Below are 26,142 nucleotides of genomic sequence, written 5' to 3'. Positions count from 1 at the left end.
GTATCCAAAGTTCCAGCCCCACCATCCAGACACAAAGAAGGCGGAGAAGCACAAGGGCCTCTCCGCCTCATTGAGGAGGGCGGGAAAAAGTTCGAGCAGTCGACTAGAGCTCGGCCATTAACCCTCCCAAAACTCCTAAAAAGCGATCCATCTGGCTTTGCGTTCCAATACTCACGCGTGCCCAACCAGCGTACTTCTCAACCGGAGCACCCGACACACGAGAACCACTGATGAGGATTCCCTGGCGCTCCATAGCGTTACGGAGCAGCTGCTGATCGATCCCAGTATGGAAATAAACAAACGCGCCATCGGGCTGAGCATAGGTAACACCCATATCGTCAAAGGCCGAGCATACAGATTTACGAATATCCTGGTAGCTCTTGATGTTGTAGGCCAGGTGAGTCTCATCCTTGATCGCCTCGCAGGCCGCAATAGCCGACAAGTAACTCGGCGAGCCCATGTGGAAAACTCCGATCTTCTTCAGAACCTCTGGCTGAGCGACACCATAGCCGATGCGCAAGCCCGCCATCCCGTATCCTTTGGAAAAGGTACGTGTAATGATCAGGTTCTTACGCACTTTCGTCAGCGGAGCACAAGTGGCCAGAGCGAAGTTTCCGGACGTAAGCTCAAGGTACGCCTCGTCAACAAAAACAAGAATGTCCTGAGGAACTGAGAGAACGAACTTCTTCAATTCCACCGGATCAGCACTCACCCCGGTGGGATTGTTCGGGTTACAGATATAGACGATTTTAGTATTCTCATCAATCGCTGCACCTAAAGCCTTAAAGTCGTAGCCCATGTCTTCACCAAGAGCGGCGTATTTCACATCACCACCCCTAGCTTCGAACTTTCGCACCAGCTGAGTGTAACCCATTTCGGTCGTCACTACGTTGGCACCTGGCTCGGCGTAGGCCAAAGCGGTCATCATGAGCAAAGGCCCGGACCCTGCGGTTGTGAGTATGTAATCCTTGGGTACACCCTCTTTAGCCGCGCAGAGTTCTATCAACTCCGTAACGTTGTTTCGGTTGTAGTAGCCACCGCCATCGAGAGCTTCGATCATGGCTTCCTTGGCACGAGGCGTGTATCCGAAAGCGTTCTCGTTGCTACTTAAGCGAGTCGGGCTATTTTCAAGAGTTGGACCTGGTTCAGCATGCACAGAACCGAGAAAAAAGGAGCTCGCGAACGCAGCTGGGAGCATCCAGCTACGCATCCGTCGAGCGACGGGATTAGACATCTTTTTCATAGTGTTGGTGTAGGAATATCGTCAAGAATCCCGCCCCCGAAATTCGTATCAGAAACGTACTTACATTCTCAAGGCTGCTTGCTCAACTCTCAGCAAGTAGTCCGCCACATAGTCGCGATGCTCGATTTGCTGCGCTTCACGAAGGTACTTAGCTGCAGAAGTGTAGTCGCGTTTTCCCACGTTCAACTGAGCGAGAGCGATATAGGCTTGATGCGCGAAACCCGATATTTTCGAAGCGCTCTCCGCATAGTACTCCGCCTTGGGAAGGTCGCCACGGGTCTTCTCCAATTCGCTTAGCGAAAGCAGAGCGCTTCCATTAAGCGGGTCCTTCTTGACCAGCGTCGCTAGGTAGCTTGCAGCTCCGTCGGTGTCGTCTTCCTGCATGGCCAAGCGGGCCTTCACATTAAGCACCTCCACTTCCTGGTCCGAAGAAAGATCGCTGCCCATGCTAGATTCAAGATTAGCGAGCAGTGTCTTAGCACTTGGAATCTGATCCATGTAGATCAAGGAATTCACAACCTCGACGATCCGGCTCGGGCGAGCTCCGCCCTTCTCCATCGCTTCCGTGTAACTCTCGACCGCCGGCTCGACAAGCCCTTCGTTAACGTAGAGGTCTCCTAGCAAAGCGAGCGTTGCTCCATCCGCTTTTCCGAGATCCTTCACGACCGTCAAGTTTGCAGCAGCCTTGTCCTTCTCGTCAGTCGACAGAAACTGGTTCGCCTGCAGCTTCCACCAGTCAGCGTTGCCTGGCTCCGCTTTAATGAACTCGTAAAGAAGCCCAATCGCTTCCTCCGAGCGCTCTAGAGCAATCAGGCTCTGCAACTTACCGAGCTTCCAATCGCGACTCTCGGGAGCGAGCATGATCGCGACCTTGTAGGCATCGAGAGCAGTCGATGGTTGATCCATATTGAGATAGCAGTACCCAATCAAACCATACATCGCTCCATCTGCAGCCTGAATCTCCAAAGACTTTTGCAGCCCCTTGAGAGCGTTTTCGTAGTCGCTGTCCGCCACGTAGGCCCGCCCCATATTATAGTAAGCCTGAGCATAGTTCGGGAATTTCTGCACGGCTTGGCCGTAGGTTCGTACCGCGTTAGCGATGTCACCCTTTTGATAATAGAGATTTCCTAGGATGAAATCGAACGCCGCGCTATTCTCTGACGTAATGCCTGCCTCGATACGCTCAATTGCCGCATCTGGGTTCGAGCCAATCAGAGGAACCACCTCGTCAAAGAGACCTTTCTCATCGGCGGTGATGTTCGGATTCGTCGAAGACTCGGCTACGTAACTCGCCATAAAGCGAGCCTTGAATTCCGGATTGTCAAATGACTGCTCCGTTAGCTCGTACACTTGAGCAGAACCAAGACTGCTAAACAAAGTGGCGGCTACCAGAGCGATTTTCTTTTCTAAATACTTCATGTTCTTAACTGTCCCACTTTACTGGGATCTTAAAATATACTCTTGCTGATACGGGCTTACCCGCGACGGTTGGTTTGCTGTAAACGATGGACTGGAAGTAGTCCTTGAAGAAGCGCTCGTAGTCCTGATCGATGGTCTTGTTCACCTTCGTCACGGTGACACTGCCATCGGGATTGATTACGCCTTCCATATCGATCACGCCTGACTTCTTCTCACGCTTCATGCGAGGTGTCGGATTGAACATCGGAGTCCGTGTTTTCCGAGGAGCTTCATCTAGGTCGCTAATCTCGAAGAGACTGATTTGCTCCATGGTCTCCGAAGCGCTCACTCCGACTTCCCCCAAGGAGAAGCCACCCGCCAAAGCGGTGCCCACTCCAGGGTTCAAAGCCATGTTGAGCTGAGACAAAGACAGCTGCGGCGGTGGCGGCTGCATCTCGGGAGGCGGCTCCTGTTCTGGAGGCGGCTCCGGTGGCGGCGGCTCCGGCGGCGTAAACGCAGGCGGCGGGATGGTGACATCAAACTCCCGCACTTGCAGGTCCGGCTTTTTCAAACCGGCCAGAAACTGCGTGAACGGAAGCATGCCGAACATTGCCAGGACCGCGAGAGCAGCCAGCGAGCCCGATCCAACCGGGAGTTTCCTCAGAGTCGGACCTTTGTAGACTTTATACTGTGTTCCCATTTTCCTCAATTACCAGGTTCAGACCATTAGCCTTGAGTGGCTAGGTTCACAGTGTTCGCTCCAGCGAGCTTACACTCGTCGTGTACTCGGGTATAAAGATCGATAGATGCGGTCTTATCCGCTTGGATAATCACCGGCATTTGGTCTTTGGATACAAGTTGGCGCACGATTGAACGAACACCGGACAGTCCAACTTCCTTACCTCCATAAACAACCTTACCCTTATCTGTAATAGCGATTAGGATACTATTCTTCTCCAGGTCCGAGGCGGACGCCGCTTGCGGCTTGTTTACCTCAACACCCGTTTCTTCCACAAAGACCGTGGTCACGATGAAGAAGATCAGAAGGATGAATACCATGTCGATCAGAGGAGAGATGTTGATTTCATCGCTCTCCGCTTCGCCCTCCGTTAAAGAACGTCTTTTCTTCATAATTCGTTATGCTGCTAAATTTGTTTTCTCTAGTTTGAGGATGGTCAGAATCTCCATACGGGTGAAGAACTGCTCGAGCTCTCCTATCTGCTTCTTGACCATCGTAATCATCACATAGGCTGGGATCGCCAGAACGAGTCCAGTCTGGGTCGTGATCAGGGCCTCGGAAATACCGCCTGCAACCAGGTCGATCGTATTGCCTCCAGAACTCACAGAGAGTCCAAAGAAGGTTCCAAGCATTCCGATCACAGTCCCGAGCAAGCCCGTCAAAGGAGCCGCTCCGACTAGGATATTGCAGAAAGTAAGACGTCGACTGAGGGTCGGCAGGTGGGAAACGCGCAACTCTTCGAAACGCGCTCTCGCCGCATCCAACCCATCAATGTCCTTCTGCGTAAACTCGATCATCTCAGCAACATCCCCCTTAGCGTCAGCGGGAACGTCGATCCAGTGGCCAAGCTCATTGGGATCCACCTTGTAGAAGGAGTTCTTCTTCATGTGAAGGTAGAGCTCGAAGATGGCGAAGTAGATGACGCCCCCTAGGAGAGCCAGCGGAATCATAAGCCATCCGCCAGCGACCCAGAGCTCTAAGGTTTCCTGTACGATAGAGTCCATCCCTTTAACCGATGGTTTTGATACCGTTGATAAAGCTGATCGACATCTTCTCCATGCGGGCGATGTAGCTCTTCGCCTTACGCGAGAGGATCGCATAGAGAAGCAGCGCTGGGATCGCTACAATCAAACCGAACTCAGTAGTGATCAAGGCTTCAGAGATACCACCCGAGAGTGACTTCGCATCACCCGTACCGAATATTTTGATACGATTGAAGGTATTAATCATACCGGTCACTGTACCGAGCAGACCGAGAAGAGGTGCGACCGCGGCTGTAACCGAAATAAACGGTAGCAAACGCATGACCTTCGGCTGAGTATCAACCATAGACTCGTAGAGAATCTCTTCGACCAGTTCCGGATCGTGCTCGCTGTACTTGACTCCTTGCTGGATCATTTTGCCCATCGGACCAGTAGCAGCGTTCGCAGCATGAGCGGCCCCTTCCTTGTCCTTGTTAGCAAGCTTAGCAAGCACCTCGGAAAGAAAACCTTCCTTTGGCTTTGGCAAAGTTGAGAGCTCAAACGCCTTGAACGCAGCAACCGTTAAAGAAAGAAACGCGAACCCAAGAATCGGATACACCCAGATTCCGCCTTTCTTGACGTGATCCGCGATACTCTCCTTGGTCGCCTCAATCGCCATCGCATTGTCAAGCGTAGCATCGATGGGAAGAACACCTTCCTGGCCACCTGCGAGCGAGGCTAGCCCAGCGTCGAACTCTCCCTGCAAAATCGGCTGAACCAATGGCTCTTCAGAATTCCCTTGCTCCACGAGGCCGGCCGATCCCGACTTACTCGCGAAATAGGTGATCGGACCAAACCGAACAAAGGTTCCATCCTCTAGCAGTCCATCGGTGTTGATCGCCTTGCCGGTATAAGTTGCCCCACCCGAGAGTCCGTCCATCCGCTCAAGAGCCGCTTCAATAACAACTTTTTGAGCAGCTAGTTTCTCAAGCGGGGAGATATGCGGGTCCTCTGCTGAGATCTCGGAATCCGTAATCTTATCTCCGTAAAAAGTATACTCGGAAGGATCAAGTTGAGATCCGAACATACGAGCAAACTCAGCACTGAGATTGATCAAGTAGTCCACCATCTCATCCTGAGACTTAATCGAATCCTCGTAGCTAGAGAGATCCGCGCTTTGATTGTCGCTGATCCGTTGGGCCCGGTTCGCTTCGCGGCGCAAGTCACGCAACTCGGCAAAAAGTGAATCGCGCGTTTTTGTCAGCGGGATTTTCTCCGTCCCGATTGTCTCACGCAACTCGGAGAGTTTAGCGAGGGAAGCATCGAGCTTCTCCTGAGCATTTTGAGCAGCAGTATCAAGAGCGCTCTGTCCCATCAATGGCAACGCAGAGAATACGAGCGCTGCAGCAATTGTAGAAAGTTTCTTCATCTAAAAAGTCCTCCTTGTAGTGTTCTTATGGAGTCACGATCTTGGCAGGCAGCCCTAGGAAATGGGCATCGATCGATCGGTCGTAAACGGCGACGAGCTGGGAAACGCTTTCCGAGAGAGACGCATCCGTCTTCCACTCCCAGCCTTTGTCGGAGGATGGGTATCCATACCCCGCGTACTCCCCTGTACCATCAATGTAGTACGCATAGGCGAATCCGAAATAGAGAGTGGTAACCTCGCGTGACTCGCCTCCGACTTCCTGGATTCCAGTGTCCTTAGTGACGATTCCCTGGAACTTGTCGAATTGCGTCATGATCGCCACAACATTCTGAAGACGAGTCGTTACAGGTGTCGTCTTCTTCTGCTCCTCGTCAGGGATTCGCTTCAGGAAGGTCTCGACTGACTCACGGAACACGTTGGGCCAGGTGAGCGAAAGCTCCTTGATCGTAGACTCGTAGCTCTCGACCGCTGCAGTGATGTCGTCCGTCGCTGCATCTAGCTTTTCCTTTTCATCATCGAGTTCGGCCCTCTTGCGCTCGCCCGCAGAAGCAGTTTCCTCAGCAGTCTTGATGATCTCCTCAAGACTTGCGATTTCGGTTTCCATGAACTCGATGGAATTCTCCAGAACCTCCTTTTGCTCGATCCACTCGAACTTCTCTTCCGAGATCTGTTTTTCCAGAGCGATCCATTCGCTCAAAGTGTGCTGCGTATCCTTAACCGCGTCTGCGTGCAGCGGATACATTCCGATTGCTGTTAGCGCGCACAAGGAGCCTAACCCTCTTCGCGCGTTTCTATAAAATCCTTGCATGGTAAATCTTAAGCCCTCCTCAGGGGCTGGGTAGATCGTTTGGGAGTGGCCGCGGCGGACTACCCATCTGCCGCGGCACGTGTCATCAAATCAATTCGGTGAACAAACTAAAACCGAAGACTAGAAGGTGGTCTCCATCTTCAGGGTGAACTGACGGCCACGGTCAGCACGGACGCTTCCGTCTTCATCCGTGTATCCCGCAGCGGTGAAGAAGTACTGGTCGAATACGTTGTAAACGTTGAGCGAGGCCTTCCAGCCTTCGAGAGGCGTGTCAGTCTTGCCCGAGTAGCTTATGCTGCCGTCGAACACCGTGTAAGAGTCGAGCGGCTGAGTGTTAAGCGTGTTAACGTATACATCGTCGTAGTACTTACCTCCGAACGTGTAGCGGAAGTTACCCTTACGGTAGATGGCATCGAAATTCGCAGTGAGGAACGGCGTATTGCCGAGATCGTTATCACTGATATCCTCATAGATTTCGTAGGCGAGCGGATTGCTGGTTGGAGCTACACGGTAGCCTTCTGCCGCAGTCGGGGCTGCGTCCCCTTCTCCGATGAATACAACGGAATCTAGAAGATCTTCCTGGAAGGTTGTTTCCTGCAGGGCAATCGAGCCGCTGAAGCTAAGACCGTCGATCCCAGTCATGATATCTCCAGACGCTTCGATACCCCAAGAGTCAACACCACCGACGTTCTGGTAAACACTGTTGCCGGCTGCACCCGCGTTCGGGTCATCGATCGGTACCGCAGACGCGAGGATACGGTCTGTGTAGCTGATGCTGTATGCCTGCAGCGTGTAGCTGCCGCCGTTGAAGTTGCCACGAAGACCAATATCGAAGTTGTCTGAATACTCAGGCTTCAAGATGTCAGGGTTGAAGGTATCACCTGCAGTGGTGATCGTACCGGAAGTTGGCGTCGCCATGTTCTCGGAATAGTTGAAGAAGAGCTCGGTGCTATCGTTGAGCGAGTAGAGCAAGCCGAACTGTGGCAGGAACATATCCTCGTACTTAGTAGAGCGGAAAGTCTCTTCGTTCTTAAGCCACTCGCCGATGGACAAGAAGCCATTGGCATCACGATCAAGCTGCAGAGCCTTTACACCAGCGATGATGTCCAACTTGCCGTCCATAGCGGAGTAAGTGTCCTGTATCCATAGCTGTGTTACACTTTGATCGATGTAACGTGTATAGTTGGTGAAGTTGAATTGATCGTAGCGGAAATCGCCGAGAATATTACCTCCATCGAGATTGTAGTTAGGACGCTCCGTACCATGATAGTCGAACTCGTACCAACCACCGAAGATCAGCTTGTTGTTTTCTGTCTCCCACGTGTAAGTGGCTGACAAACCGTAGCGGTGACCACCGAAGTCTTCGTCACGAGCAGTACGACCTGGAACACCTGGCACAAAGTCAACGCCATCGGCATAAACCGGAGTACCTGGAGCGACGATCGCGTGATCTGATCCGTACTCATCTACGATGTCACCAGACTCGCTGATCGCATTGCCGTCGGCATCGTACCACATCTGACCCCAGATGTCCGTACGACTCGGATCGTTCATGTACGCTGCACGCACCTGCGTTTGAGCATAAGACTGACCACGTCCCCAGAGACCGTAGTTGCTCTTGTCCTGGTAGTAGGTCACGACCGAGAGGTCCTTACCTGTGTCCAAGTCAAAGTCGAAGTTGAAACGGTGCAGAGTATCCATACGTCCATTACGCCACTTGTCGTAGTAGATCGCGTTTGTTCCCTCACCAGGGCCAGCTGTCTGGTCGAGATATGCAATCGGACCGAAATTACGTCCGCGATCAGTGAAGTCGCCGTAGTTCCAAGTTCCCAGACCAGGATGAGTCCAAGGCGTGTACTCGATGTAGCCGGTGCCCGTTCCGAGATAGTTGCCTGCCTCGAGACCTGTGTAGTCCGAGTAGCTCATGCTCATCGTGTCGAAGTCGTCACGATCGTTGTAAGTAACTGCATAAGTCACGTCCACCTTCTCGGAAGGAGCATCGTACTTGAACTTCGCTTCATAGCGACGTCCCATGTTCTTACCCAAGCCTTCAAGACCTTTAGGCGTGAACTCGAAGTGGGATCCGCTCACATAACCAGTGAGGCCGGGAGCAAATTCGCCGATCTCATACTTAGCGAAGAGACTGATGTGGTCGAAGCTACCGTAAGAAGCCGACACCATCGCGCCTTGCTCGCGGGAAGGGTCCTTCGTGAAGTACTGAAGCGATCCACCAAGAGCTTGATAAGCAGGAGTGGTCACATCGCCAGCGCCTTGAGAGACCTTGATCGTCGTCAAGTTAGCTGGATCGACCAAACGACCGATCGGGCTGCCGTAACGCGGGTTGCTGTTACCGACTGGGACTCCATCGAGCGTTACACCAAGGTTATCGATACTGAAGGCACGGACACGAATGTCATTCGCAAACTCGTAGAAACCAAACGGGTCACTGGTTGCAACATTCACACCTGGGATCTTGTCGACCATCTTCTCTGGAGTCGCGCCAGGCATCGCAATGTCGAGCGCTTCCAAGTTCAAAGAGTTGTTAGCACGGCTTTCACCTTGGCCAACAGCGGTAAAGGTTTCGAAAACCTCCATTCCGGAACCAGACTCCTGAGCCATGACAGGAACCGAGATTCCGAGGAGAGCCATGGCGACGGCAATCTTAGCAAGAGGAGCTACACCTGTAGCGCTCTCGCTGCCTGTGGGACGTGAACGCACAGCGCTAACGCCCGCATTTAGCGGATTTGTATTAGACATCTTTTTGTACGGTTTGTTTGTGTTTAACTTAAAACCACGGCCCCTTGAGCATCATCGATGCCAAGTACACGTACACGCTCACGAATATGTCGAAATCGTGAATTCTCGTGAAACATCGAGTCGTTTTTTCAACAATCGCCCAAAGTCAGATCAGCGCAGATAGAAGAGCTTCTCGTATCTTATTTTCAACTACCATACCGAATTTAAGCTCCTTATATAATAATGTTGCAGCGAACCAGGGCCACTCCCCGACGCTCCCTTGAGAACATTTCACGCTAAAGATCAAATTCGATCATGACGCAAAAACGCCTCGCTGCACGATTGTGACCACACTCGCTTTTTCCGCACAAAACAACAATGCATGGCGCAAAGCCTGCTCGCACCCGGGCCTGGCGACCATAAGGTCCGCCACAAAAAGATGTCTAAATGAAGCTTTTCCACCGCACCACTCATGCGGCTGCAGGAGCGGTCCTTTGTTGTTGCCTGACAACAAGCCCCGTCTTCTCGCAGTCCAACGCAAACAAGCCTCGCCCCGATTCGCAAACGTCCGCGACCCAGGCTAGCTCCAAGGATGAAACAAATTCAAGCCCACGCGAAAGAGGCAGAATTTTAATCAAGCGAAACCCGATCGCTTCGGAGTATCAGGTTTTCGGTGACATCGGATCAGCGGCAGGGGCAGACGCCGACGGCGAAGGTGTAGACTTCCGAGCCTACTTTCCCAGAAGCAACCCAATCGACAAGCCAATCGACTCCCTTCAGATCGGCTACAATCTAAACTTCAACGACCAATCGAGCATCGGAAAGAGCGGCTACAGCGCAAATTGGTCCAAGGCCTTCGACACGGACGGCCGATTCGCCGCCGCCTTCCAAATCCGAAACATGAGTTCGGATCGCCTCATCGAGCACTACGAGTCAGTCTGGCAAAAACGCGCTCACGACGGCAACTACTACATCGATCGCCCTCGCATCTCCTACGACGACATATTAACCGAGAACACCCTGGCGACAGCTCAAATCGGATATAAACTCAATGAGCGAAACAGCTTCTACTTCAAAAGCTCGAACCAAAAGTACACCGACAGCTCCTACCGCAACCGTATTGAACTCCAGTTCGCCTCAGCTGAACTGAACGACGGGAGCGAAGTAATTTCCGAAGACAACAGCGCAACGGAAGCCACCTTCGCGAACGCTCGAAGCCGTAGGTATTTCGGCGATACGGAAAACGACCGCTCTCGACACCACAACACCTTCGGAGGCACCTATACGGGTGACGCCTGGACCGTCGACTACGCAGTCTACACTCAAAAGTGGGATCTCGATCGTCTCTGGCACAATTGGAACTTCCGCGAGTCCGGACTAGATGTCGCCTACGAGGTTGAAGATCCCTACACACCCAAGTTCACACAACTCGGAGAAACCGATCTGCTCGATCAAAGCAAAGCAGGCTTCTCCAGCCTTCGCATTCACAACTCCTACACCCGCGACCGAGACATCGCCTTTAGAGTAGACGCGGAAAGACCAGTGACTCTAGGCGACAAGGTGCTTTGGATACAGACGGGCCTCCTTCATCGCGAAAAAGAGAGAGAAGCCTGGCAAGACCTGGAAGTGTACGATCCATCGCCCGACGCGCCGCTCGCCCTTTCCGACATTGCGTTCGAAGGTCCGGAAATAACCATTCTCGATGGCTTCTACACACAACCAACCGGCCTCGACCCACAAAAGGGCCGGGATATTCTAACCAGCAATCCTGAGCACTTCGTTTTCAACGAGTTCCGCACCACCGTCGAAAACGCCCCACAATCCTACGATGCCAACGAAGAGGTAAGCTCAGCCTACCTTCTCGGAACTCAAGAACTGGGCAAATGGACAGTCGAAGCAGGAGCCCGCTTCGAACAAACCAAAACCGCCACACGCGGACGCGTGGTCATACCCGAAGCGGTCAATGACCCAGAAGAAGGAGAACTTCTCTACACCATCGAGACCCCATACGACGGGAGCCTCTTGATCGTTAAAGACCTGTACTCCCAGAACACTTACGACAACATCATCCCAAGCACAGAAGTAAGCTATGAAGCCGACGAGAAAAACACCTTCAAAGCTGCTTGGTTCCAACTGTTGATGCGCCCGCAATACTTCAACATTGTCGACTATCGCCGCATCAGCGTTCCCACACGTTCGGTGTCCGAGGGAAACCCAGAGCTTCTTCCCACAGAAATCGACAAGCTCCGCCTCTCTTGGACCCACAAGCACGACACGCTTGGTACCCTGTCACTCGAAGGGTACTTCATAGACATTGAAAACTTCTTCTATGGATCCGTATCCGACGAGGAGATACTAGAAGACGGAACGCCTGCGACCTACCGCGTCAGCCGCGTAGAAAACGGTGAAAGCGCTCGAATCAAAGGTATTGAAGTACAATGGAAGAAGACCGCGTCCGAATTCCTTTTCTTCGACAGAAGCTCAACCACAGTCGCCTACACGTTGTCGGACTCCGAAGCCTACGTCCAATCGCGACCTGAAGACGACCTGCCTACTCCCGAACGCTCCGACCACCTGCTCAAGCTGAGCCTTGCAGGAACAATCGGAAAACTCAGCAACACAGTCGACTTCACCTACCAAAGCAAGGCCCTGGACGACCTGGGAAGCTCAATCGACCAGGACGAATACCGCAAGGCAGTCGTAGGCCTCTCATTCCGCTCCGCTTACAGCTTAAACCAGAAGACCTCCCTTAGCCTAAACTTCGCCAACCTGACCGATCACCCAGAGCGTTCCTACGAAGGATCTCCACTACGCGTATCGAGAAACCAATACAGCTCTTGGTTCGCGACCTTTAGCCTCAACAGGTCACTCTAAAAGGGAGACGGCACAAAACCTGATGCCACACGGAAAACGCAGTACGCTTTGGGCAAGCCTCTTCTGCGTCAACCTCGTCAACTCGACCCAAGCAGCGATCGCCTTAGTCGGAGTTCCATCCCACGCTCTCACCGAGAATTTCGATGATCACCAACTAGCGCTCCTGCTGGGCTCTTTTCCGGTTGCCGCTGGAATATCCGCCCTTTTTTCGGGAACGCTCTCAGACTTACTCGGACGCCGTGTCACACTTCTCACAGGCTTGCTATTGCTTAGCATCTGCCTGCTTTCGCACGCCCTCGCTCCCGACTTCAACGCTCTCCTGCTTCTTCGAATTCTAGGCGGCTTGGCGACAGGCGCGCTCACTGGACTTCCCTCTACGCTTCTCAGCGATAGCCTGCCCAAATCCGAACAACTCAAAGCCAACGGCAAGATGCTCAGCGGCCACGCCCTTGGGCAATCCATAGGCATTCCCCTCGGCATCGCACTTTTGCAATGGCTCAGCTATCTCCAGCTCTGCTCTGGACTGGGAGCGCTTACCCTCGTCCTGACGCTTGCGATTCGCTACCATCTTCCCAGCCGCAACCCCAGCGCCTACTATCAAAGCGGAACGCTTTCGAGTTACCTCAAAAAGTCCCTCCGCACCCTAGCTGACAAGCGATTTGCTCTGCTCACCCTCAGCTCTTACCTTGGATTCACAGCGAGCGCTCTATTTTACATAAGCCTCACCCTATGGTTTCTAGAAAAAGCCAAGATCGAGCCAAACGAGCTCGCCCCCATCCACATGCTGGGAGGCTTGCTTCAAGCGATTGTCCTCATTTCTCCAATACGAACAGCTCTCAACTGGTCTCCCTCACAAACAATAGCCCTATCCTTTTTCATCAATACAGCGATATTCGGAGTCGCCACCATAAGCCCACCCAGCCTAGCCCTTTCGGGCGCCTGCTTCTCGCTAACCCTCGGGGCCGTCGCCCTTCGAATCTCCCCCCTCCTCTTCGCAGTCAACAACCTAGGTCCTTCCGAGCACAAAGGCCTGCGCATGAGCGTGGTACAAACCAGCAACCACCTCGGCAAGGCCACCGGATATGCAGTCGCGAGCTACCTGGCGCTTCATCTAGATCTGCACAAAATAACACTTCTATGCGGAATATTGACCTTACTTTCAGGCCTAATCTTCCTCGGACCACGTTTTAGGGAGGTTTTCGCCCCCTCCACCTCGGTTCATCACCCCAGCTCAAAATCCTCAAATTTACGCGAAGGGCTTAAGACGATAAAAAAGCGCGGCTTTGGCACGTACGATGCTAACTGAAGATGTCTAGTAAACAGGTAACTTTGTCCGTACCAAAGCCTGAACAAAAATTCATAGAACTGATCTCATAAGATCAATTCTATTTTTCAGCATGGAAGGAGAATTCCCTTCATGATTAGCATAAACTAAAGGTTTACCCGCGTAATGCCCTCGTAACTACGAGGGCATTCCCGTATCCAGAGCGCTTTTCTTTTGAAATGGCGTATTCTTCCTAAAACCGGAAGGTAGGGCGGCCTCGCCGCAGGCCGCCGTGGAGCTTTGATCCTGCATTGCGGCTGACTGGGCCAGTCAGCCCTGCTCGTGCCTATTCATAAGAAAAATGCTCTAGACAATCCTGCCTCCAACAAGAAAGCCGCCTTCCGAAGAAAGCGGCCTCCACTTATTTGGCTAAAATAGCGTTTCCCTCAGGCTCCGAATACCTTTGCCATGGCCCCCTCGTAGGCCGACATCTCCGCTGGCGTCCCAATACTGATTCGACACCAATCCTCATACGGCGGAAAAGGCCGCCCCACCAAAAAGCCGTGAGCCTTCATCCTCTTCTGGAACTCTCGTACCTCGATTCCGGTGTGATGAAAGACAAAGTTTCCAACAGAAGGCGTATACTTCAGGCCGTAGGAGTCTAGCTGCGAACAGAAACGCTCTCTGCCCTTTGCAATTAAGCGCTTCGACTGCTCGTGAAAGTCGCGATCGTCAAGGCTAGCCAATGCCGCAATCACTCCCAAATAGCCAGGGCTCGACATTTTCCGCTTCCCCATCTCCTGCACGATCTCCTTGCTCGCAATTGCGTAGCCGATGCGATGACCCGCCAACCCATGCATCTTCGAGAACGAACGTCCTATAATAAGCGGATACCCTTCCCGAATGAGATCCACCTGAGTCTGCTGCTCGTAGTCATCTAGCAAATCAAGATACACCTCATCCAAGAAAACCGTGCTCGTCTTGCACGCCTCGACGCAAAACGACCTGATTTCTTCGGGTGGCAAAACCGTTCCCGATGGTGTATCCGGATTGCAAATATAGACCAGATTCGCCGACTTCCTGCGAGACCTCTCCATCATAGCGCCCAGGTCGTGATGCATCGACACAGAGTGGTCCACCCACTCGACGTGCCCGCCAGCCTTTTCTGCCTGCTCCGCCAGTTGAAGATAAGTCGGCCGAGTGGCTACAACCGTATTCCCATCACCGCCAAACGCGATACCAGCCAGCGAAAGGATCTCGTCACAACCATTGCCCAGAATCACGTTCTCCGGCTTCAAGCCTTCCTTCTCCGCAATCCTCTCCTTGAGGATTTCCTCCTCTCGAAACGGGTAGCGGCAGCTGTTCTTTACCTCCCGCATGATAGCCATGCTCACTTTTTGGGACGGTCCAAACGGGTTTTCGTTCCCCGCCAAATTGATGTGCTTAAGCTCCGGATACCGCTCTAATCGCTTGGCCGCAGGACCGCTCGCTTGCCCGAGCAACGACCCACCTAGAGCTAAGCCAAGGGTTGAGATTCCCACATCTCTTAACCAAGCTCGACGACTCACTCCTAGAGACTTCTCGATTCGTTTTCTTTCCATAAAATGCACCCCTCAAAAAAAAGAAGGAACCGGTCCCAACCGCAATCAGACGCCCAAAAACCAAAGGCATGCTCACAACGGTTCAAACCGGTCCCTATGCTGCTGGTCTAGCAGCGAATAACCTGTTCAATAACTACCTGAATAACCCCAGTAGGGCTAAAGCTTGCCTTGCGTCTTCATGATATCTTCGAAGACGGTCAAAAATGTGCTCATTTCTTCTTCGGTGCCGATACTGACACGGCACCAGTCGAGCATTGGCGGGAATGGGCGACCCACCATGATATTGCGCTCTTCCATCATGCCCTGAAATTCCTTGATCGGAATGCCAGTTTTCATGAAGACGAAGCTTCCTTGTGGATAAGCGTACTCGATTCCGAGCTCATCGAGCTTGTCCGTCACCATTTTGCGGACAGAACGATAGTTCGTAACACTTGTCTCGAAGAAAGCAGTGTCCTGCAACGAAGCGACAGCCGCGACACAGCCCAACTTGTTCGGTCCGCCCATCTGGTACTTTCCGAGAAGCTTCTTCGTATCTGGTTTCATGATACCATAACCAACGCGCAAGCCGGCCATGCCATACACCTTCGAGAAAGTACGAGCAAGAATGATGTTCTCGCCCTCTCTCACCAAAGAAATCATGCTGTGCTTATCCAAGCCGCCATCAGCCAATTCGAGGTACGCTTCGTCCACGAATGCCACGATGTCATCTGGAAGTTCACGGATGAACGTCTTCAAAGCATCAGGGTTCACAACCGTTCCAGTCGGATTATTCGGATTACACAAGTAGACCATCACGGTATCCTCATCGATTGCGGCCTTAACTGCATCGAGGTCGTACTCCAACTTGTCGTTAAGCGGCACGATTTTGGTTTCACCGCCAAAATTGTTGAACGTTCTCACCAACTGGGTGTAGCCCGGCTCAACCGTGACCACGTTTTTTCCAGGGGCAGCATAAGCCATCGCGGCCATCTGCAGCACTGGACCAGAGCCAGCGGTAGGCACGACATATTCAGTAGGAACCATCTCTTTCATGGCGACCGCCTCGATCAGAGCCATGGTTTCCTCCCACTGGTATCGGTTAATATCAGGCAACTCTTGCATGATGGCCATCATGGCCATCTGCGAGTACCCGAAGGCATTTTCATTTCCGCTAATTCGAATCGGGCCCTGCGATCCCTCATCAGTATCGACCTCGTGCTGACTGAAAGCCACTTGAGGGGAGAGTGAAAGGGTCGCAGCTGCAACGAGAGTAGCGACGAGCGAAGTGGAGCGGCGCTCCGACTTATTCGGTACCGGTTTAGTAGACATCTTTTTGTATTATTGGTTAGAGAATCGTTTGTACGAATCCTGGCACCTCTTAGCAGACGCTATGCCCGAGCCGGTCATTTCGTCACTTTTTTCTCCTAAAACTCCATTCGATAAATTCCATATATAATAATGTAACGAGGTCAGAAATTTCTTTAATAGGAACCTAAAGATTCACCTGTATCTGAATTTTTATGACAAGTAGGCACACGCTCTGCTAATGCCCAACAAAAGGCGCTCAGCGCGTTATTTTATACAAAAAGATGTCTACCAAAGCGAAACTCACTCGCCGGAACTTCATCCGGCAAGTCGGGGCGTACGGCGGTTGTGCCTTCACAACGATGACCGCGCTCGGACTAATGACTCAAGCCACAGGCCATGGAGCGGAAATCTCAGGCCTCACGCACATCGGCAGCAAGTCGAAGAAACGCGTCCTCATTCTAGGAGCTGGTATCGCAGGCCTAACAACCGCCTACGAACTACAAAAGCTCGGATTTGACTGCGTCGTGCTCGAACCTCGCCCCATACCGGGCGGCCGGAGCATGACGCTTCGCAAGGGAGACACGATTTCGGAAACCACCGGGCACACGCAAACCTGCCAATTCGACGAAGGCCTCTACTTCAACCCCGGCCCCTCCCGCTTTCCTCAATGGCACGTGACCATGGACTATTGCCGAGAGCTTGGCGTCGAAGTGGAACCTTTCGTCAACTTGAACGAAAACGCATTTTACTATGGAGAAGGCGACATCGGTCCTCTAGCCGGGAAGAAAGCTCGTATCCGTGAAGTAAAGACAGACCTGCGAGGATACACCAACGAGCTCCTCGCCAAAGTTGCTGACGACGAAGCTCTTGATACGGAGCTCACCGGTAGCGACAAGGAAGCACTGCTCGACTTCCTCCACTACGAGGGCGGACTCAGCGGCTCCCAGCACCAGTACACAGGACACGCTCGTCGCGGCTACAAGGTTTGGCCTGGCGGAGGCTTGCAAGAAGGCGAACTCGACACGCCCTACTCATTCTCAGAGTTGCTCCAATCAGGATTCGGCCAGCTCTTCCATCGAGCCAACGAATACCAATACCAGTCGCAAATGTTCACGCCCAAGGGCGGCATGGACAAGATTCCATTCGCCCTCGCAGAAAAGGTTAAAGACAAGATCGTCTACGGAGCGCAGGTGAAAGAAATTCGTCGTACCAATCCTGGCGCGCGCGTCGTCTACACCATCGATGGAGTCGACAAGGAAATAAGCGGAGACTACTGCGTTTGCACCATTCCTCCCACGATATTGAGAAAAATGCAGTCGGACTTCTCTCCGATGCTGAAGAATACGCTCAATATCGTCCCCTTCCAAAATTCGGCGAAAATCGGGCTTCAATTTAAACGCCGCTTCTGGGAAGAAGACGAATACGTCTATGGAGGCATCTCCTGGACGAACCTCCCGATCGCAGAAATGTGGTATCCATCTTCCGGATTCATGCAAAAGAAGGGCATCATGGGCGGATACTACGTTTTCGGACCAATGTCCGACCAACTCGGAAAAATGTCTCCAGCCGAACGTCTGGAGTTCGCGCTCTCCAACGGCGAAAAGATCCACCCGCAGTATCGGGCCGAATTCGAAAACGCGTTCTCGGTCAATTGGTCCTCCATACCTCACATCGAAGGCTGTCTCGCCCACTTCCCGCAAGCGATGATCAAGACCTTCTACCCACTCCTTATCAGGCCAGAGGGCGAGCTATACATAGCAGCCAGCTGGGCCAGTCATCTAGGCGGCTGGCAAGCCGGAGCCTTTGAAGCAGCCCGCATTGCCGTAAAGAGTATCCACGAAAGGACTATGGCAGAAACATGAAAACGCTACAGAACAAGGCCAGCAACTATTTCGCCCTATCGGCAGCAGGCTTCATCACCAGCCTAGCTCTCTCTTTCGCAGCAGCGAATCCGGAACCAAAGCCTCAGGCAGCCGCACCGGCTCAGCCCGCTCAGGTTTCGCTTGAGCTCAGCAAACCAGAACCTGCTGCTCCGCCCGTCCCTGAAACGCCTGCTCCCGTCGAGCTCAATCCAGAGTCCGTTAAAAAGGGCAAGCAGAACTACGACATGTTTTGCCTCAGTTGCCACGGCCCTGAAGACGTCGGAATCGATTCTCCGAGCAATCTCTTCGATTCAAAATGGCATCACGGGGCCGGCCGCTCGGGCATCGAACTCACTATCCGAAACGGAATCATGGAAAAAGGCATGCCCGGTTGGGGCGCCATGATTCCCGCCGAAGACATAACCGCACTCGTCGACTATCTGATCAGCTTCGAGAAACAAAACGCATCCACTGATGAAAAACGCAGCTAATTTCCAAAGAATCCTCCGCTTCGCCCTACTAATCGCAGCCTTCTCTTTCGCTTTCATTGGCGCTCAAGAATCGCTCGCTCAACACCGTGTCACCGAGGGCAACTACGATGAATACATCGATACCATAACCTCCGAAGAATCGTTTTTTACGATCGGCAACTTGTGGCTAGTCGTCTGCGCAGTCCTAGTCTTCATGATGCACTTAGGATTCGCCACCCTAGAGTCAGGCCTCACGCGTTCGAAGAATACGATCAACATCATATTCAAAAACTTGTTTGTGATCAGCTCGGGTCTTATTCTCTACGCTCTAGTCGGATTTCGCACGATGTATCCAGGCACTGAATTCAATGGAATCATGTCTCTTGGCTTCTGGATCGATGTAAATCCGGCCGACTACCTCGACATCATGAGCGCCAAGTACGCCAACTATACATGGTGGACCGACTTTATCTTCCAAGCCATGTTCGCCGCCACCGCCGCCACAATCGTATCCGGAGCCGTGGCCGAACGCGTAAAGTTGAGCAGCTTCATGGTGTTCACCGTATTGATCGTCGGACTCGCCTACCCTATCGCTGGATCGTGGGAGTGGGGGTCTGGTTGGCTCGACCGCAATGGATTCCACGACTTCGCTGGTTCCTCAGTCGTCCATGCTTTCGGCGGCTTCGCTGCCCTCGCCTGCGTGCTGCTGCTCGGGCCAAGACGCGGCAAGTACGGCACAGATGGACCCAAGAAGCCAATCATCGGCCACAGCATGCCCCTTGCTTCAGTGGGCGTATTTCTCCTCTGGTTCGGTTGGTTCGGTTTCAATGGCGGATCAGTTCTTAGTGCTCACCCTGAACAAATCGGACTCGTAGTCACCAATACCGCTCTCGCTGGAGCGGGTGGATGCCTCGCAGCCATGATCGCAACGCAACTCGTATTGAAAAAGCCTGACGTTTCAATGGCGCTAAACGGCGTGCTCGCCGGACTTGTCGGCATCACCGCCGGGGCAGACTCCATGATGCCAGGCCCCGCGCTGCTTGTCGGGGCAATATCGGGAGCACTCGTCGTCTTCGCGATTCTGTTCTTCGAAAAGATCAAGGTCGATGACCCTGTGGGAGCCACCTCAGTTCACGGCGTCTGCGGCACTTGGGGCACCCTCGCAGTAGGCATCTTTGGCGAAGCTCCTTTTTTGTGGCAGCTCATCGGCTCCATGTCCTACGCCCTCTTCGCCTTCGCATTCTCCTTCATCGTTTTCCTCGCTATCAAATTGATTATGGGCATTCGAGTCAGCGCTGAAGAAGAAGATGTAGGGCTAGACATTTCAGAACACGGTCAAGAGGCCTACTCACTGGACTAACCCGAACAATTAGTATCCGAGATGAGACTACTTCCTCAGCACAAGCTAAGCTACGTCCTCATCATGTTTTCCATCGCCGCAGCCGCTTACGGCGGCTTGCGGTACCTTGGGGCGAACATGAACGAACGTATCATCACCCATCAACGCCCGGAACTCCCCTACGCTGACGCAGTTGAGGTCGCGCCTGGATCGGAGTACTTCTTCACATGGGGCGTAACCGCGAGCCCTCGCATGAAGGAGATCGCAAAAAACAGTGTAGAAAATCGCTACGGCGACACCTACCAACAAACCTTTAGCGTACTTACACAACTCACCGCAGATCTCGCCGAAGTGGGTCTCACCCTTCGCGATGTGGTCAACGTGCGAGCCTACATCGTAGCCGACCCTGAACCGGATTTCGACGGTTGGAACCGAGCCTACAAGCAATTCTTCGGCACCGTATCCAATCCTCATAAACCAGCGCGAACAACAGTTGGCATTTCTCGTCTATTCCATTCCGACTATCGCGTAGAGGTGGAATTCACTGCTGTCTTCCCGGACGGGCGAGGCCCCCATGTCGTCGGGACACGGCATCATGAGCGCTACACTCGCTTAAGTCGCACCGAGACGAGCGAGCAATGGAAGTCCTACGGCCGCCCAGTATGGCCCATGAGCACAGGCAAAGCGACAGCGGCGGATACAGGAATGTTCTTGTCCTCTTCCGTCCGACCGGAATCGATGATTCCAAATGCTCCTCCTGGATTTTTTATGTTCGGCAACATCGCGCAACAGTCCACCTCGCTCTTCAAGCAGATGGGAGCCCAGCTCAAAGAAGCAGGTCTCGGCTTCGAAGATGTGTTCTTCATCCGTGCCTGCGTTTACCCAGGAAAAGACTCGATCGGAAAAAGCTTCGCCGCCTTCAACAAGGAATACAACAAGTACTTCAACAACTCCAAAAACCCGAACCGACCGACACGCACCGTCATGTCGACTCCAGGGTTCAACTACAGGAAGCAGAACATCTCAATCGAGTACTACGCTGCGTATCCAAACGATAGCGACAGGGACTTCACCTTAGCGAAATCTGCAAGCGGCACCACCAGAAAAGTGGTCGACTCCCAGCCGATCGCCTCGGCTGGAGTTGCCATCGCCCCCGATGCCCGGATGGTCTTCCTTGCTGGTAGCATCCCCTCGGTCGAAGGAGACATGAAAGAGCAAGCGGCTTCAGCCCTTGAAGCCTTGAAGACTCGAGTCGAGCTAGCCGGGGGAAGTTTGAGTGACCTCGTTCATATCCGAGCCTACATCGCACAAGGTGATACCAAAACTCTTGATAATAGAATTTCCGAATGGGAAGCCCTCTACCAAGAAACGTTTGGCTCCGACAACCCTCCCGCGATAACCACCCTGCCTGTGGTCTCAATCGTCGGAGGAGGCATGATTGAACTTGAGGCAGCGGCTGCCATCAAGGACTAGACCCGTAAACGCATCTTCAACTCTTCCAAGGAACCTCGCAATCAATGGCGAAGTCTCTTCTCAGCATGGCAACGATCGGGGGGAAAGCCTGCCTCGGTCCGGATCGTTTCGACGTCATCGACCCAGCAGTGGGGCGAATGTTTTCCTCTGCCCCTCTCTGCGGGGAAACGGAGCTAGAGGAAGCCATCGCCTCAGCTCGAAAGGCGCAAGCCAAGTGGTCCAGCTCCGAACGGAACCGGCGCCTCGCTCTTCAGGCCTGCGCCAATACGATCAAACGCAACCGCAACGATCTCGCACGCCTCATAACGCGCGAGCAAGGCAAACCTATCCAGGAGGCGATAAGCGAAGTCAGCTACGCAGCCAGCATCTTCGAGGAATACTCAAAGCTGGAAATCCCTAGCCGAGTGCTATCGCAGAGCGAGGAAACACGCACACTGCTTCTAAATCGTCCCTTCGGTATCGTTGGACTCATTACGCCGTGGAACTTCCCAATCGGAACCATCGCCGTCAAACTCGCCCCCGCCCTTCTCGCTGGCAACGCCGTCATCCTAAAGCCATCTCAACACGCGCCGCTATCACCTCTCTTCCTCGGCAAAGCCCTCAACCGAGCCTTGCCATCGGGAATCCTCAACACCCTATCAGGTTTCGATGAACTGGGAGCGCAGATCGCCCGTCACCCTGCAATCCGAAAACTATCGGTCACGGGCTCGACCGGCACAGGGAGAGCTGTCTTATCAGCAGCTTCCCAAGAGATAAAGTCCGTAACCCTTGAGCTCGGCGGCAACGATCCCGCCATCGTTCTCCCTGACTCCGATCCCACGCAAATAGCCAGAGAGCTGCTAGATGCTTCGTGGAGAAACGCCGGGCAAGTCTGCAGCGCCATCAAGCGCATCTACGTGCACGAAACGATCTACGAATCGCTGTCGGAAACGCTATCGATCGAGATGGCCCACTACAAAGTTGGCAATGGATTTGCGGACGGTGTGCGGATAGGGCCACTCACAACGGCAGCGTCAAAACAGAAATCTGACGACTATATCGCTTCAGCCTACAAGTCGGGAGCGGCCATACTCAGCTACCCTCACGAAAGTGGGAGTACCGGAAACTTCATTTCACCCAAACTCGTCAAGTACATCGCTCCCGATCACCCTCTCGTAGAGGAGGAGCAGTTTTCCCCGATTCTCCCTCTTGTATCCTATAGATCGATCGAGGAAGCAATCGTTTGGGCCAACCGCTCCAACTATGGGCTTTCCGCTTCGGTTTGGACATCGAATCCACAGATCGGATACGACATAGCCGCACAGCTAGAATGCGGCAGAGTGGGAGTCAATGGACACCGCAGAGCCTCAGCCTCCGCCCCATTTGGCGGCTTCAAACAATCCGGGCTTGGTCGCGAGCTCGGCCAATGGGGCCTCTGCGAAATGTGCGAGACCCAAGTCGTCAATATTTTCAACTAGTGCAATGTCGAATTTCACAACCCGTAGCGCGGTGCTTTAGCCCGCGTCACCGCTGTAGGACTCGTACTTCGCGGACGCGGGCTAAAGCTCGGCGCTACCCTGCATGCATCACACAACAACTAAGAAAAATGTCTAGAACCGCTACAGTCTCACTGCTTCTCGCAGCATGCCTCGCCGGGTCACTGCACAGTGCCCCTGAACCACCAATCTACAACAGCCTATCCACGAGCCATCCCGAATCTGGCCTGAACGGGATGGTTTCCAGCCGCGAAAAGCTGGCAAGTGAAGCGGCCCTGCAAGTTCTCAAAGACGGGGGAAACGCTATCGATGCGGCAGTCACCCTAGGCTTCGCGATGGCGGTCACAACGCCGCAAGCCGGTAATCTAGGTGGAGGCGGTTTCATGCTGATCCACTCTGCGGATACAGATACAACCGTTGCCATCGACTATCGAGAGAAAGCCCCAAAGGCGGCTCATCGAGATCTCTTTCTCGACGAAAAAGGCGAAGTGGATAAAGAACTCTCTCGCTACAGTCACCTGGCGGCAGGCGTCCCTGGCACCGTAGCCGGGCTCGCTAAAGCTCTTGAGGAGTTCGGGACCATCACACTCCAGAAGGCTCTCGAACCCGCCATTGATCTCGCTGAAAATGGATTCCCAATAAACGAGGATCTCTACCAATCCCTTAAAACCGGCAAAGCTCGCCTCGAGAAACACTCGCCGCAAACCCTCTCCGTCTTCTATGATGGCGCCGGGCAGCCGTTCCACCCCGGACACTTGATAAAACTCCCCGAACTTGCGGCCACCCTAAAGCTGATATCCGATCAAGGCATAGACGCGTTCTATCGAGGTGACATCGCGGACAAGATCGTCGCCGACATGGAAAAGAACGGAGGCATCATCACGAAAGAGGATTTGGCCAACTATGAGCCTGTAGTGAGAGAACCAGTACGTGGCGAGTACCAGGGATACGAAATCGTGTCCATGCCTCCCCCAAGTTCCGGTGGCATTCACATCATTCAAATTCTGAACATTCTCGAACCCTTCGATCTCAAAAGCATGGGTCACAACAGTGCCGCGAGCATTCATCACATGGCGGAAGCAATGAAGTACGCCTATGCGGATCGCTCGAAACACCTGGGCGATAGCGACTTTCATCCCGTTCCGACCGAGTGGTTGATCTCGAAAAAATACGCTTCAGAGATTCGCGAGAAAATGAACACGGAGACCGCGACGCCCAGCGTCGAGATTCTACCTGGCGAGCCCATACACGAAGGCTTAGACACCACAAACTACACCGTCATCGACAAAGACGGAAACGCGGTCGCGAATACCTACACAGTCAACTTCTCCTTTGGTTCGAAAATCATGCCCCCGGGAACCGGCTTCTTCCTCAACAACGAGATGGACGACTTCTCTTCAAAACCGGGAGTGCCTAACGCTTACGGACTGGTGGGCGGAGAGTTCAACGCGATCGAATCGGAAAAGCGCATGCTGAGTTCGATGTCCCCTACCCTTGTTCTCAAGGATGGAAAGCCGTTCCTACTAAGCGGAAGTCGCGGCGGGAGCCAAATCATAACCGCGACCCTACAAGTGCTCCTCAACGTTCTCGAGCACGACATGAACCTATCGGAGGCTGTCGCCGCTCCTCGGATACATCATCAGTGGCTTCCCGACACCCTTTTCATCGAACGAGGACTGAGTAAAGACACCATCAAGCTCCTCGAGCAAAAAGGGTACGAAGTGAAGGAGGGACGAGCGATGGGGACGACCAACTCCGTTTCCTATCAAGACGAAGTCTTCTTCGGTGCGGGCGACCCGCGTCGTCCGGACACTCACGCAGTCGGATACTAACTAAAAACTTATCAATATGAACGTTAGAAAAAGCTACCTCCTTACTCTGTTACTCTCGACTTGCTTGTTCGTCCCGCTGCAAGGAAACGAGTCTCCCGATCGGACGCCGAGAGATGATTGGTCCGAGGAACAACTTTTGGAACTCGCCAATTCAGTTCACCAGAACAACCTTACGATCGACACGCACATGGATGTGCCGCTCGTCCTCAAGCGACCTGGATTCGACATTTCAAAAGAGCACAGCTGGCAGGATCATGCGAATCAGGTCGATTTCCCCAGAATGAAGAAAGGCGGGATCGATGGCGGATTTTTTGTCGTATTCGAAGGACAAGGTCCCCTCACCCACGAGGGTCGGCTCAAGGCGATAAATAGCGGATTCGAAACAGTCGACCTCATCCACACCACCGTATCGAAAAACGCTGACATCGCGAGTATCGCCACCACATCCCAAGACGCTTACTCGATCCGTGAACAAGGAAAGCACGTCGTATTTATCGGTATCGAGAATGGCTATACAATTGGGCGCAACATCGACTTACTGAAAGAGTACTACGACAAAGGCGTTCGCTACTTCGGCGTAACCCACGTCAAAAACAACGACCTTGCAGACTCCTCTACCGACCCCGACGGCAATCTCCACATGGGACTCTCCGATCTCGGGAAAGCAGCCATCGAAGAGTGCAATCGCCTCGGGATGATGGTCGACATATCGCATTCCTCAGACAAGACAGCGTGGGACATACTTGAGCTCTCCGCTACTCCCGTAATCGCTTCTCACAGCGGCTGTTATGCCTGCTACCCGCATCCAAGAAACCTGAACGATGCCCTGCTGAGAGAAATCGCTCACCGGGGCGGCGTTGTGCAAATGAACATGTTTAGCGCCTACATGATGGATGTACCCAAAAACGAGGAACGCTCGGCAGCATTCAAAAAGTGGTTCGAAACCTACCGGAGTGGGCGAGAACTCAACGAAAGCGAGAAGAAGGCCTCGCTAGAAGAGTATATCGCTCTCAACAAAAAGTACCCCAAACCACTCTCTAGTGTATCAGCAGTCGTGGACCACATCGATCATATGGTGAAAGTCATGGGCGTTGACCACATCGGCATAAGCGGTGATTTCGATGGAGGCGGCGGAGTGGAAGAGTCCATGGACATCGGCCAAATGATGCCCATCACGATCGAGATGCTCAGACGTGGCTACACCGAAGAGGACCTGAGAAAGTTCTGGGGAGCCAACGTAATGCGAGTGTTGGATGCCTGCGAGGAATATGCCAAGGGGCTGGAAGCTTCGAGCTAAGGCGTGTTTTGAGATGAGCTCAATGCTAGCAGCTCTATGATAGAAAATACCGA

General features: G+C 53.1%; 19 protein-coding genes. 9 read left to right on the top strand and 10 right to left on the bottom strand.

All coding sequences use genetic code 11. The features are described from left to right. Positions 1 to 103: 103 nt before the first annotated feature. The 8 genes from JIN87_RS08810 to JIN87_RS08775 form a co-directional block, all read right to left on the bottom strand. Positions 104 to 1,243 carry a pyridoxal phosphate-dependent aminotransferase gene (locus JIN87_RS08810; protein ID WP_200355182.1) on the bottom strand — a complete coding sequence of 380 codons (1,140 nt, stop codon included), beginning with the start codon at positions 1,241 to 1,243 and terminating at the stop codon, positions 104 to 106. Between the two features lie 60 nt (positions 1,244 to 1,303). Then, complete coding sequence (locus JIN87_RS08805; protein ID WP_200355181.1) at positions 1,304 to 2,662, bottom strand: tetratricopeptide repeat protein; 1,359 nt, start codon at positions 2,660 to 2,662, stop codon at positions 1,304 to 1,306. Between the two features lie 4 nt (positions 2,663 to 2,666). Beyond that, positions 2,667 to 3,341 (bottom strand): hypothetical protein, encoded by a 675-nt coding sequence (locus JIN87_RS08800; protein ID WP_200355180.1) that lies wholly within the window; start codon positions 3,339 to 3,341, stop codon positions 2,667 to 2,669. A gap of 26 nt (positions 3,342 to 3,367) precedes the next feature. Beyond that, positions 3,368 to 3,772, bottom strand: a complete 405-nt coding sequence (locus tag JIN87_RS08795) for an ExbD/TolR family protein (protein ID WP_200355179.1) — start codon at positions 3,770 to 3,772, stop codon at positions 3,368 to 3,370. A 6-nt stretch (positions 3,773 to 3,778) separates the two neighbouring features. Continuing rightward, positions 3,779 to 4,384 carry a MotA/TolQ/ExbB proton channel family protein gene (locus JIN87_RS08790; RefSeq protein ID WP_200355178.1) on the bottom strand — a complete coding sequence of 202 codons (606 nt, stop codon included), beginning with the start codon at positions 4,382 to 4,384 and terminating at the stop codon, positions 3,779 to 3,781. Between the two features lie 4 nt (positions 4,385 to 4,388). Then, positions 4,389 to 5,771, bottom strand: coding sequence for a MotA/TolQ/ExbB proton channel family protein (locus JIN87_RS08785; protein WP_200355177.1), 1,383 nt, complete (start codon positions 5,769 to 5,771; stop codon positions 4,389 to 4,391). Between the two features lie 25 nt (positions 5,772 to 5,796). Further along, positions 5,797 to 6,579, bottom strand: coding sequence for a DUF3450 family protein (locus tag JIN87_RS08780; protein ID WP_267909366.1), 783 nt, complete (start codon positions 6,577 to 6,579; stop codon positions 5,797 to 5,799). A 120-nt stretch (positions 6,580 to 6,699) separates the two neighbouring features. After that, positions 6,700 to 9,336, bottom strand: coding sequence for a TonB-dependent receptor (locus JIN87_RS08775; RefSeq protein WP_200355175.1), 2,637 nt, complete (start codon positions 9,334 to 9,336; stop codon positions 6,700 to 6,702). A gap of 426 nt (positions 9,337 to 9,762) precedes the next feature. On the opposite strand from JIN87_RS08775, the gene JIN87_RS08770 reads away from it, so the two are divergent. Both JIN87_RS08770 and JIN87_RS08765 read left to right on the top strand, forming a co-directional pair. Then, positions 9,763 to 12,189: an outer membrane beta-barrel protein gene (locus JIN87_RS08770; protein ID WP_200355174.1), complete on the top strand. Its 2,427-nt coding sequence runs from the start codon at positions 9,763 to 9,765 to the stop codon at positions 12,187 to 12,189. Between the two features lie 22 nt (positions 12,190 to 12,211). Beyond that, positions 12,212 to 13,495 carry an MFS transporter gene (locus JIN87_RS08765; RefSeq protein ID WP_200355173.1) on the top strand — a complete coding sequence of 428 codons (1,284 nt, stop codon included), beginning with the start codon at positions 12,212 to 12,214 and terminating at the stop codon, positions 13,493 to 13,495. 404 nt (positions 13,496 to 13,899) lie between these two features. On the opposite strand, the gene JIN87_RS08760 is transcribed toward JIN87_RS08765, so the two are convergent. After that, the gene (locus tag JIN87_RS08760; RefSeq protein ID WP_200355172.1) at positions 13,900 to 15,054 is read right to left on the bottom strand and encodes a pyridoxal phosphate-dependent aminotransferase; all 1,155 of its coding nucleotides are present in this window, start codon (positions 15,052 to 15,054) and stop codon (positions 13,900 to 13,902) included. 156 nt (positions 15,055 to 15,210) lie between these two features. Then, positions 15,211 to 16,362 (bottom strand): pyridoxal phosphate-dependent aminotransferase, encoded by a 1,152-nt coding sequence (locus tag JIN87_RS08755; RefSeq protein ID WP_200355171.1) that lies wholly within the window; start codon positions 16,360 to 16,362, stop codon positions 15,211 to 15,213. A 260-nt stretch (positions 16,363 to 16,622) separates the two neighbouring features. Here JIN87_RS08755 and JIN87_RS08750 point away from each other — a divergent pair, with 260 nt between their 5' ends. The 7 genes from JIN87_RS08750 (at position 16,623) to JIN87_RS08720 (ending at position 26,089) form a co-directional block, all read left to right on the top strand. Next, on the top strand, positions 16,623 to 18,203 hold the full coding sequence (locus tag JIN87_RS08750; RefSeq protein WP_200355170.1) for a flavin monoamine oxidase family protein: 1,581 nt from the start codon (positions 16,623 to 16,625) through the stop codon (positions 18,201 to 18,203). After that, the gene (locus JIN87_RS08745; protein ID WP_200355169.1) at positions 18,200 to 18,694 is read left to right on the top strand and encodes a c-type cytochrome; all 495 of its coding nucleotides are present in this window, start codon (positions 18,200 to 18,202) and stop codon (positions 18,692 to 18,694) included. The genes JIN87_RS08750 and JIN87_RS08745 overlap by 4 nt, the downstream gene beginning before the upstream one ends. Then, positions 18,678 to 20,033, top strand: a complete 1,356-nt coding sequence (locus tag JIN87_RS08740; RefSeq protein ID WP_200355168.1) for an ammonium transporter — start codon at positions 18,678 to 18,680, stop codon at positions 20,031 to 20,033. Before JIN87_RS08745 ends, JIN87_RS08740 begins: the two co-directional genes overlap by 17 nt. 21 nt (positions 20,034 to 20,054) lie before the next feature. Further along, the gene (locus JIN87_RS08735) at positions 20,055 to 21,485 is read left to right on the top strand and encodes a RidA family protein (RefSeq protein ID WP_200355167.1); all 1,431 of its coding nucleotides are present in this window, start codon (positions 20,055 to 20,057) and stop codon (positions 21,483 to 21,485) included. A 44-nt stretch (positions 21,486 to 21,529) separates the two neighbouring features. Next, positions 21,530 to 22,942 carry an aldehyde dehydrogenase family protein gene (locus JIN87_RS08730; RefSeq protein ID WP_200355166.1) on the top strand — a complete coding sequence of 471 codons (1,413 nt, stop codon included), beginning with the start codon at positions 21,530 to 21,532 and terminating at the stop codon, positions 22,940 to 22,942. A gap of 128 nt (positions 22,943 to 23,070) precedes the next feature. After that, entirely contained in the window at positions 23,071 to 24,792 is a 1,722-nt protein-coding gene (gene ggt / locus JIN87_RS08725) for a gamma-glutamyltransferase (RefSeq protein WP_200355165.1), read from the top strand. Positions 24,793 to 24,808: 16 nt separating this feature from the next. Then, positions 24,809 to 26,089 (top strand): dipeptidase, encoded by a 1,281-nt coding sequence (locus JIN87_RS08720; protein WP_200355164.1) that lies wholly within the window; start codon positions 24,809 to 24,811, stop codon positions 26,087 to 26,089. Positions 26,090 to 26,142: the final 53 nt, after the last annotated feature.

The organism is Pelagicoccus mobilis (genome assembly GCF_016595505.1).
Lineage (GTDB): Bacteria > Verrucomicrobiota > Verrucomicrobiia > Opitutales > Opitutaceae > Pelagicoccus > Pelagicoccus mobilis.
Note: the sequence above shows the minus strand (reverse complement) of the source record. Positions and strands in the feature narration are given on the sequence as shown.

Coding starts and splice junctions, on each gene's coding strand:
- JIN87_RS08810 (WP_200355182.1), bottom strand. CDS start 1,243: ATGAAAAAGATGTCTAATCCCGTCGCTCGACGGATGCGTAGCTGGATG.
- JIN87_RS08805 (WP_200355181.1), bottom strand. CDS start 2,662: ATGAAGTATTTAGAAAAGAAAATCGCTCTGGTAGCCGCCACTTTGTTT.
- JIN87_RS08800 (WP_200355180.1), bottom strand. CDS start 3,341: ATGGGAACACAGTATAAAGTCTACAAAGGTCCGACTCTGAGGAAACTC.
- JIN87_RS08795 (WP_200355179.1), bottom strand. CDS start 3,772: ATGAAGAAAAGACGTTCTTTAACGGAGGGCGAAGCGGAGAGCGATGAA.
- JIN87_RS08790 (WP_200355178.1), bottom strand. CDS start 4,384: ATGGACTCTATCGTACAGGAAACCTTAGAGCTCTGGGTCGCTGGCGGA.
- JIN87_RS08785 (WP_200355177.1), bottom strand. CDS start 5,771: ATGAAGAAACTTTCTACAATTGCTGCAGCGCTCGTATTCTCTGCGTTG.
- JIN87_RS08780 (WP_267909366.1), bottom strand. CDS start 6,579: ATGCAAGGATTTTATAGAAACGCGCGAAGAGGGTTAGGCTCCTTGTGC.
- JIN87_RS08775 (WP_200355175.1), bottom strand. CDS start 9,336: ATGTCTAATACAAATCCGCTAAATGCGGGCGTTAGCGCTGTGCGTTCA.
- JIN87_RS08770 (WP_200355174.1), top strand. CDS start 9,763: ATGAAGCTTTTCCACCGCACCACTCATGCGGCTGCAGGAGCGGTCCTT.
- JIN87_RS08765 (WP_200355173.1), top strand. CDS start 12,212: ATGCCACACGGAAAACGCAGTACGCTTTGGGCAAGCCTCTTCTGCGTC.
- JIN87_RS08760 (WP_200355172.1), bottom strand. CDS start 15,054: ATGGAAAGAAAACGAATCGAGAAGTCTCTAGGAGTGAGTCGTCGAGCT.
- JIN87_RS08755 (WP_200355171.1), bottom strand. CDS start 16,362: ATGTCTACTAAACCGGTACCGAATAAGTCGGAGCGCCGCTCCACTTCG.
- JIN87_RS08750 (WP_200355170.1), top strand. CDS start 16,623: ATGTCTACCAAAGCGAAACTCACTCGCCGGAACTTCATCCGGCAAGTC.
- JIN87_RS08745 (WP_200355169.1), top strand. CDS start 18,200: ATGAAAACGCTACAGAACAAGGCCAGCAACTATTTCGCCCTATCGGCA.
- JIN87_RS08740 (WP_200355168.1), top strand. CDS start 18,678: ATGAAAAACGCAGCTAATTTCCAAAGAATCCTCCGCTTCGCCCTACTA.
- JIN87_RS08735 (WP_200355167.1), top strand. CDS start 20,055: ATGAGACTACTTCCTCAGCACAAGCTAAGCTACGTCCTCATCATGTTT.
- JIN87_RS08730 (WP_200355166.1), top strand. CDS start 21,530: ATGGCGAAGTCTCTTCTCAGCATGGCAACGATCGGGGGGAAAGCCTGC.
- ggt (WP_200355165.1), top strand. CDS start 23,071: ATGTCTAGAACCGCTACAGTCTCACTGCTTCTCGCAGCATGCCTCGCC.
- JIN87_RS08720 (WP_200355164.1), top strand. CDS start 24,809: ATGAACGTTAGAAAAAGCTACCTCCTTACTCTGTTACTCTCGACTTGC.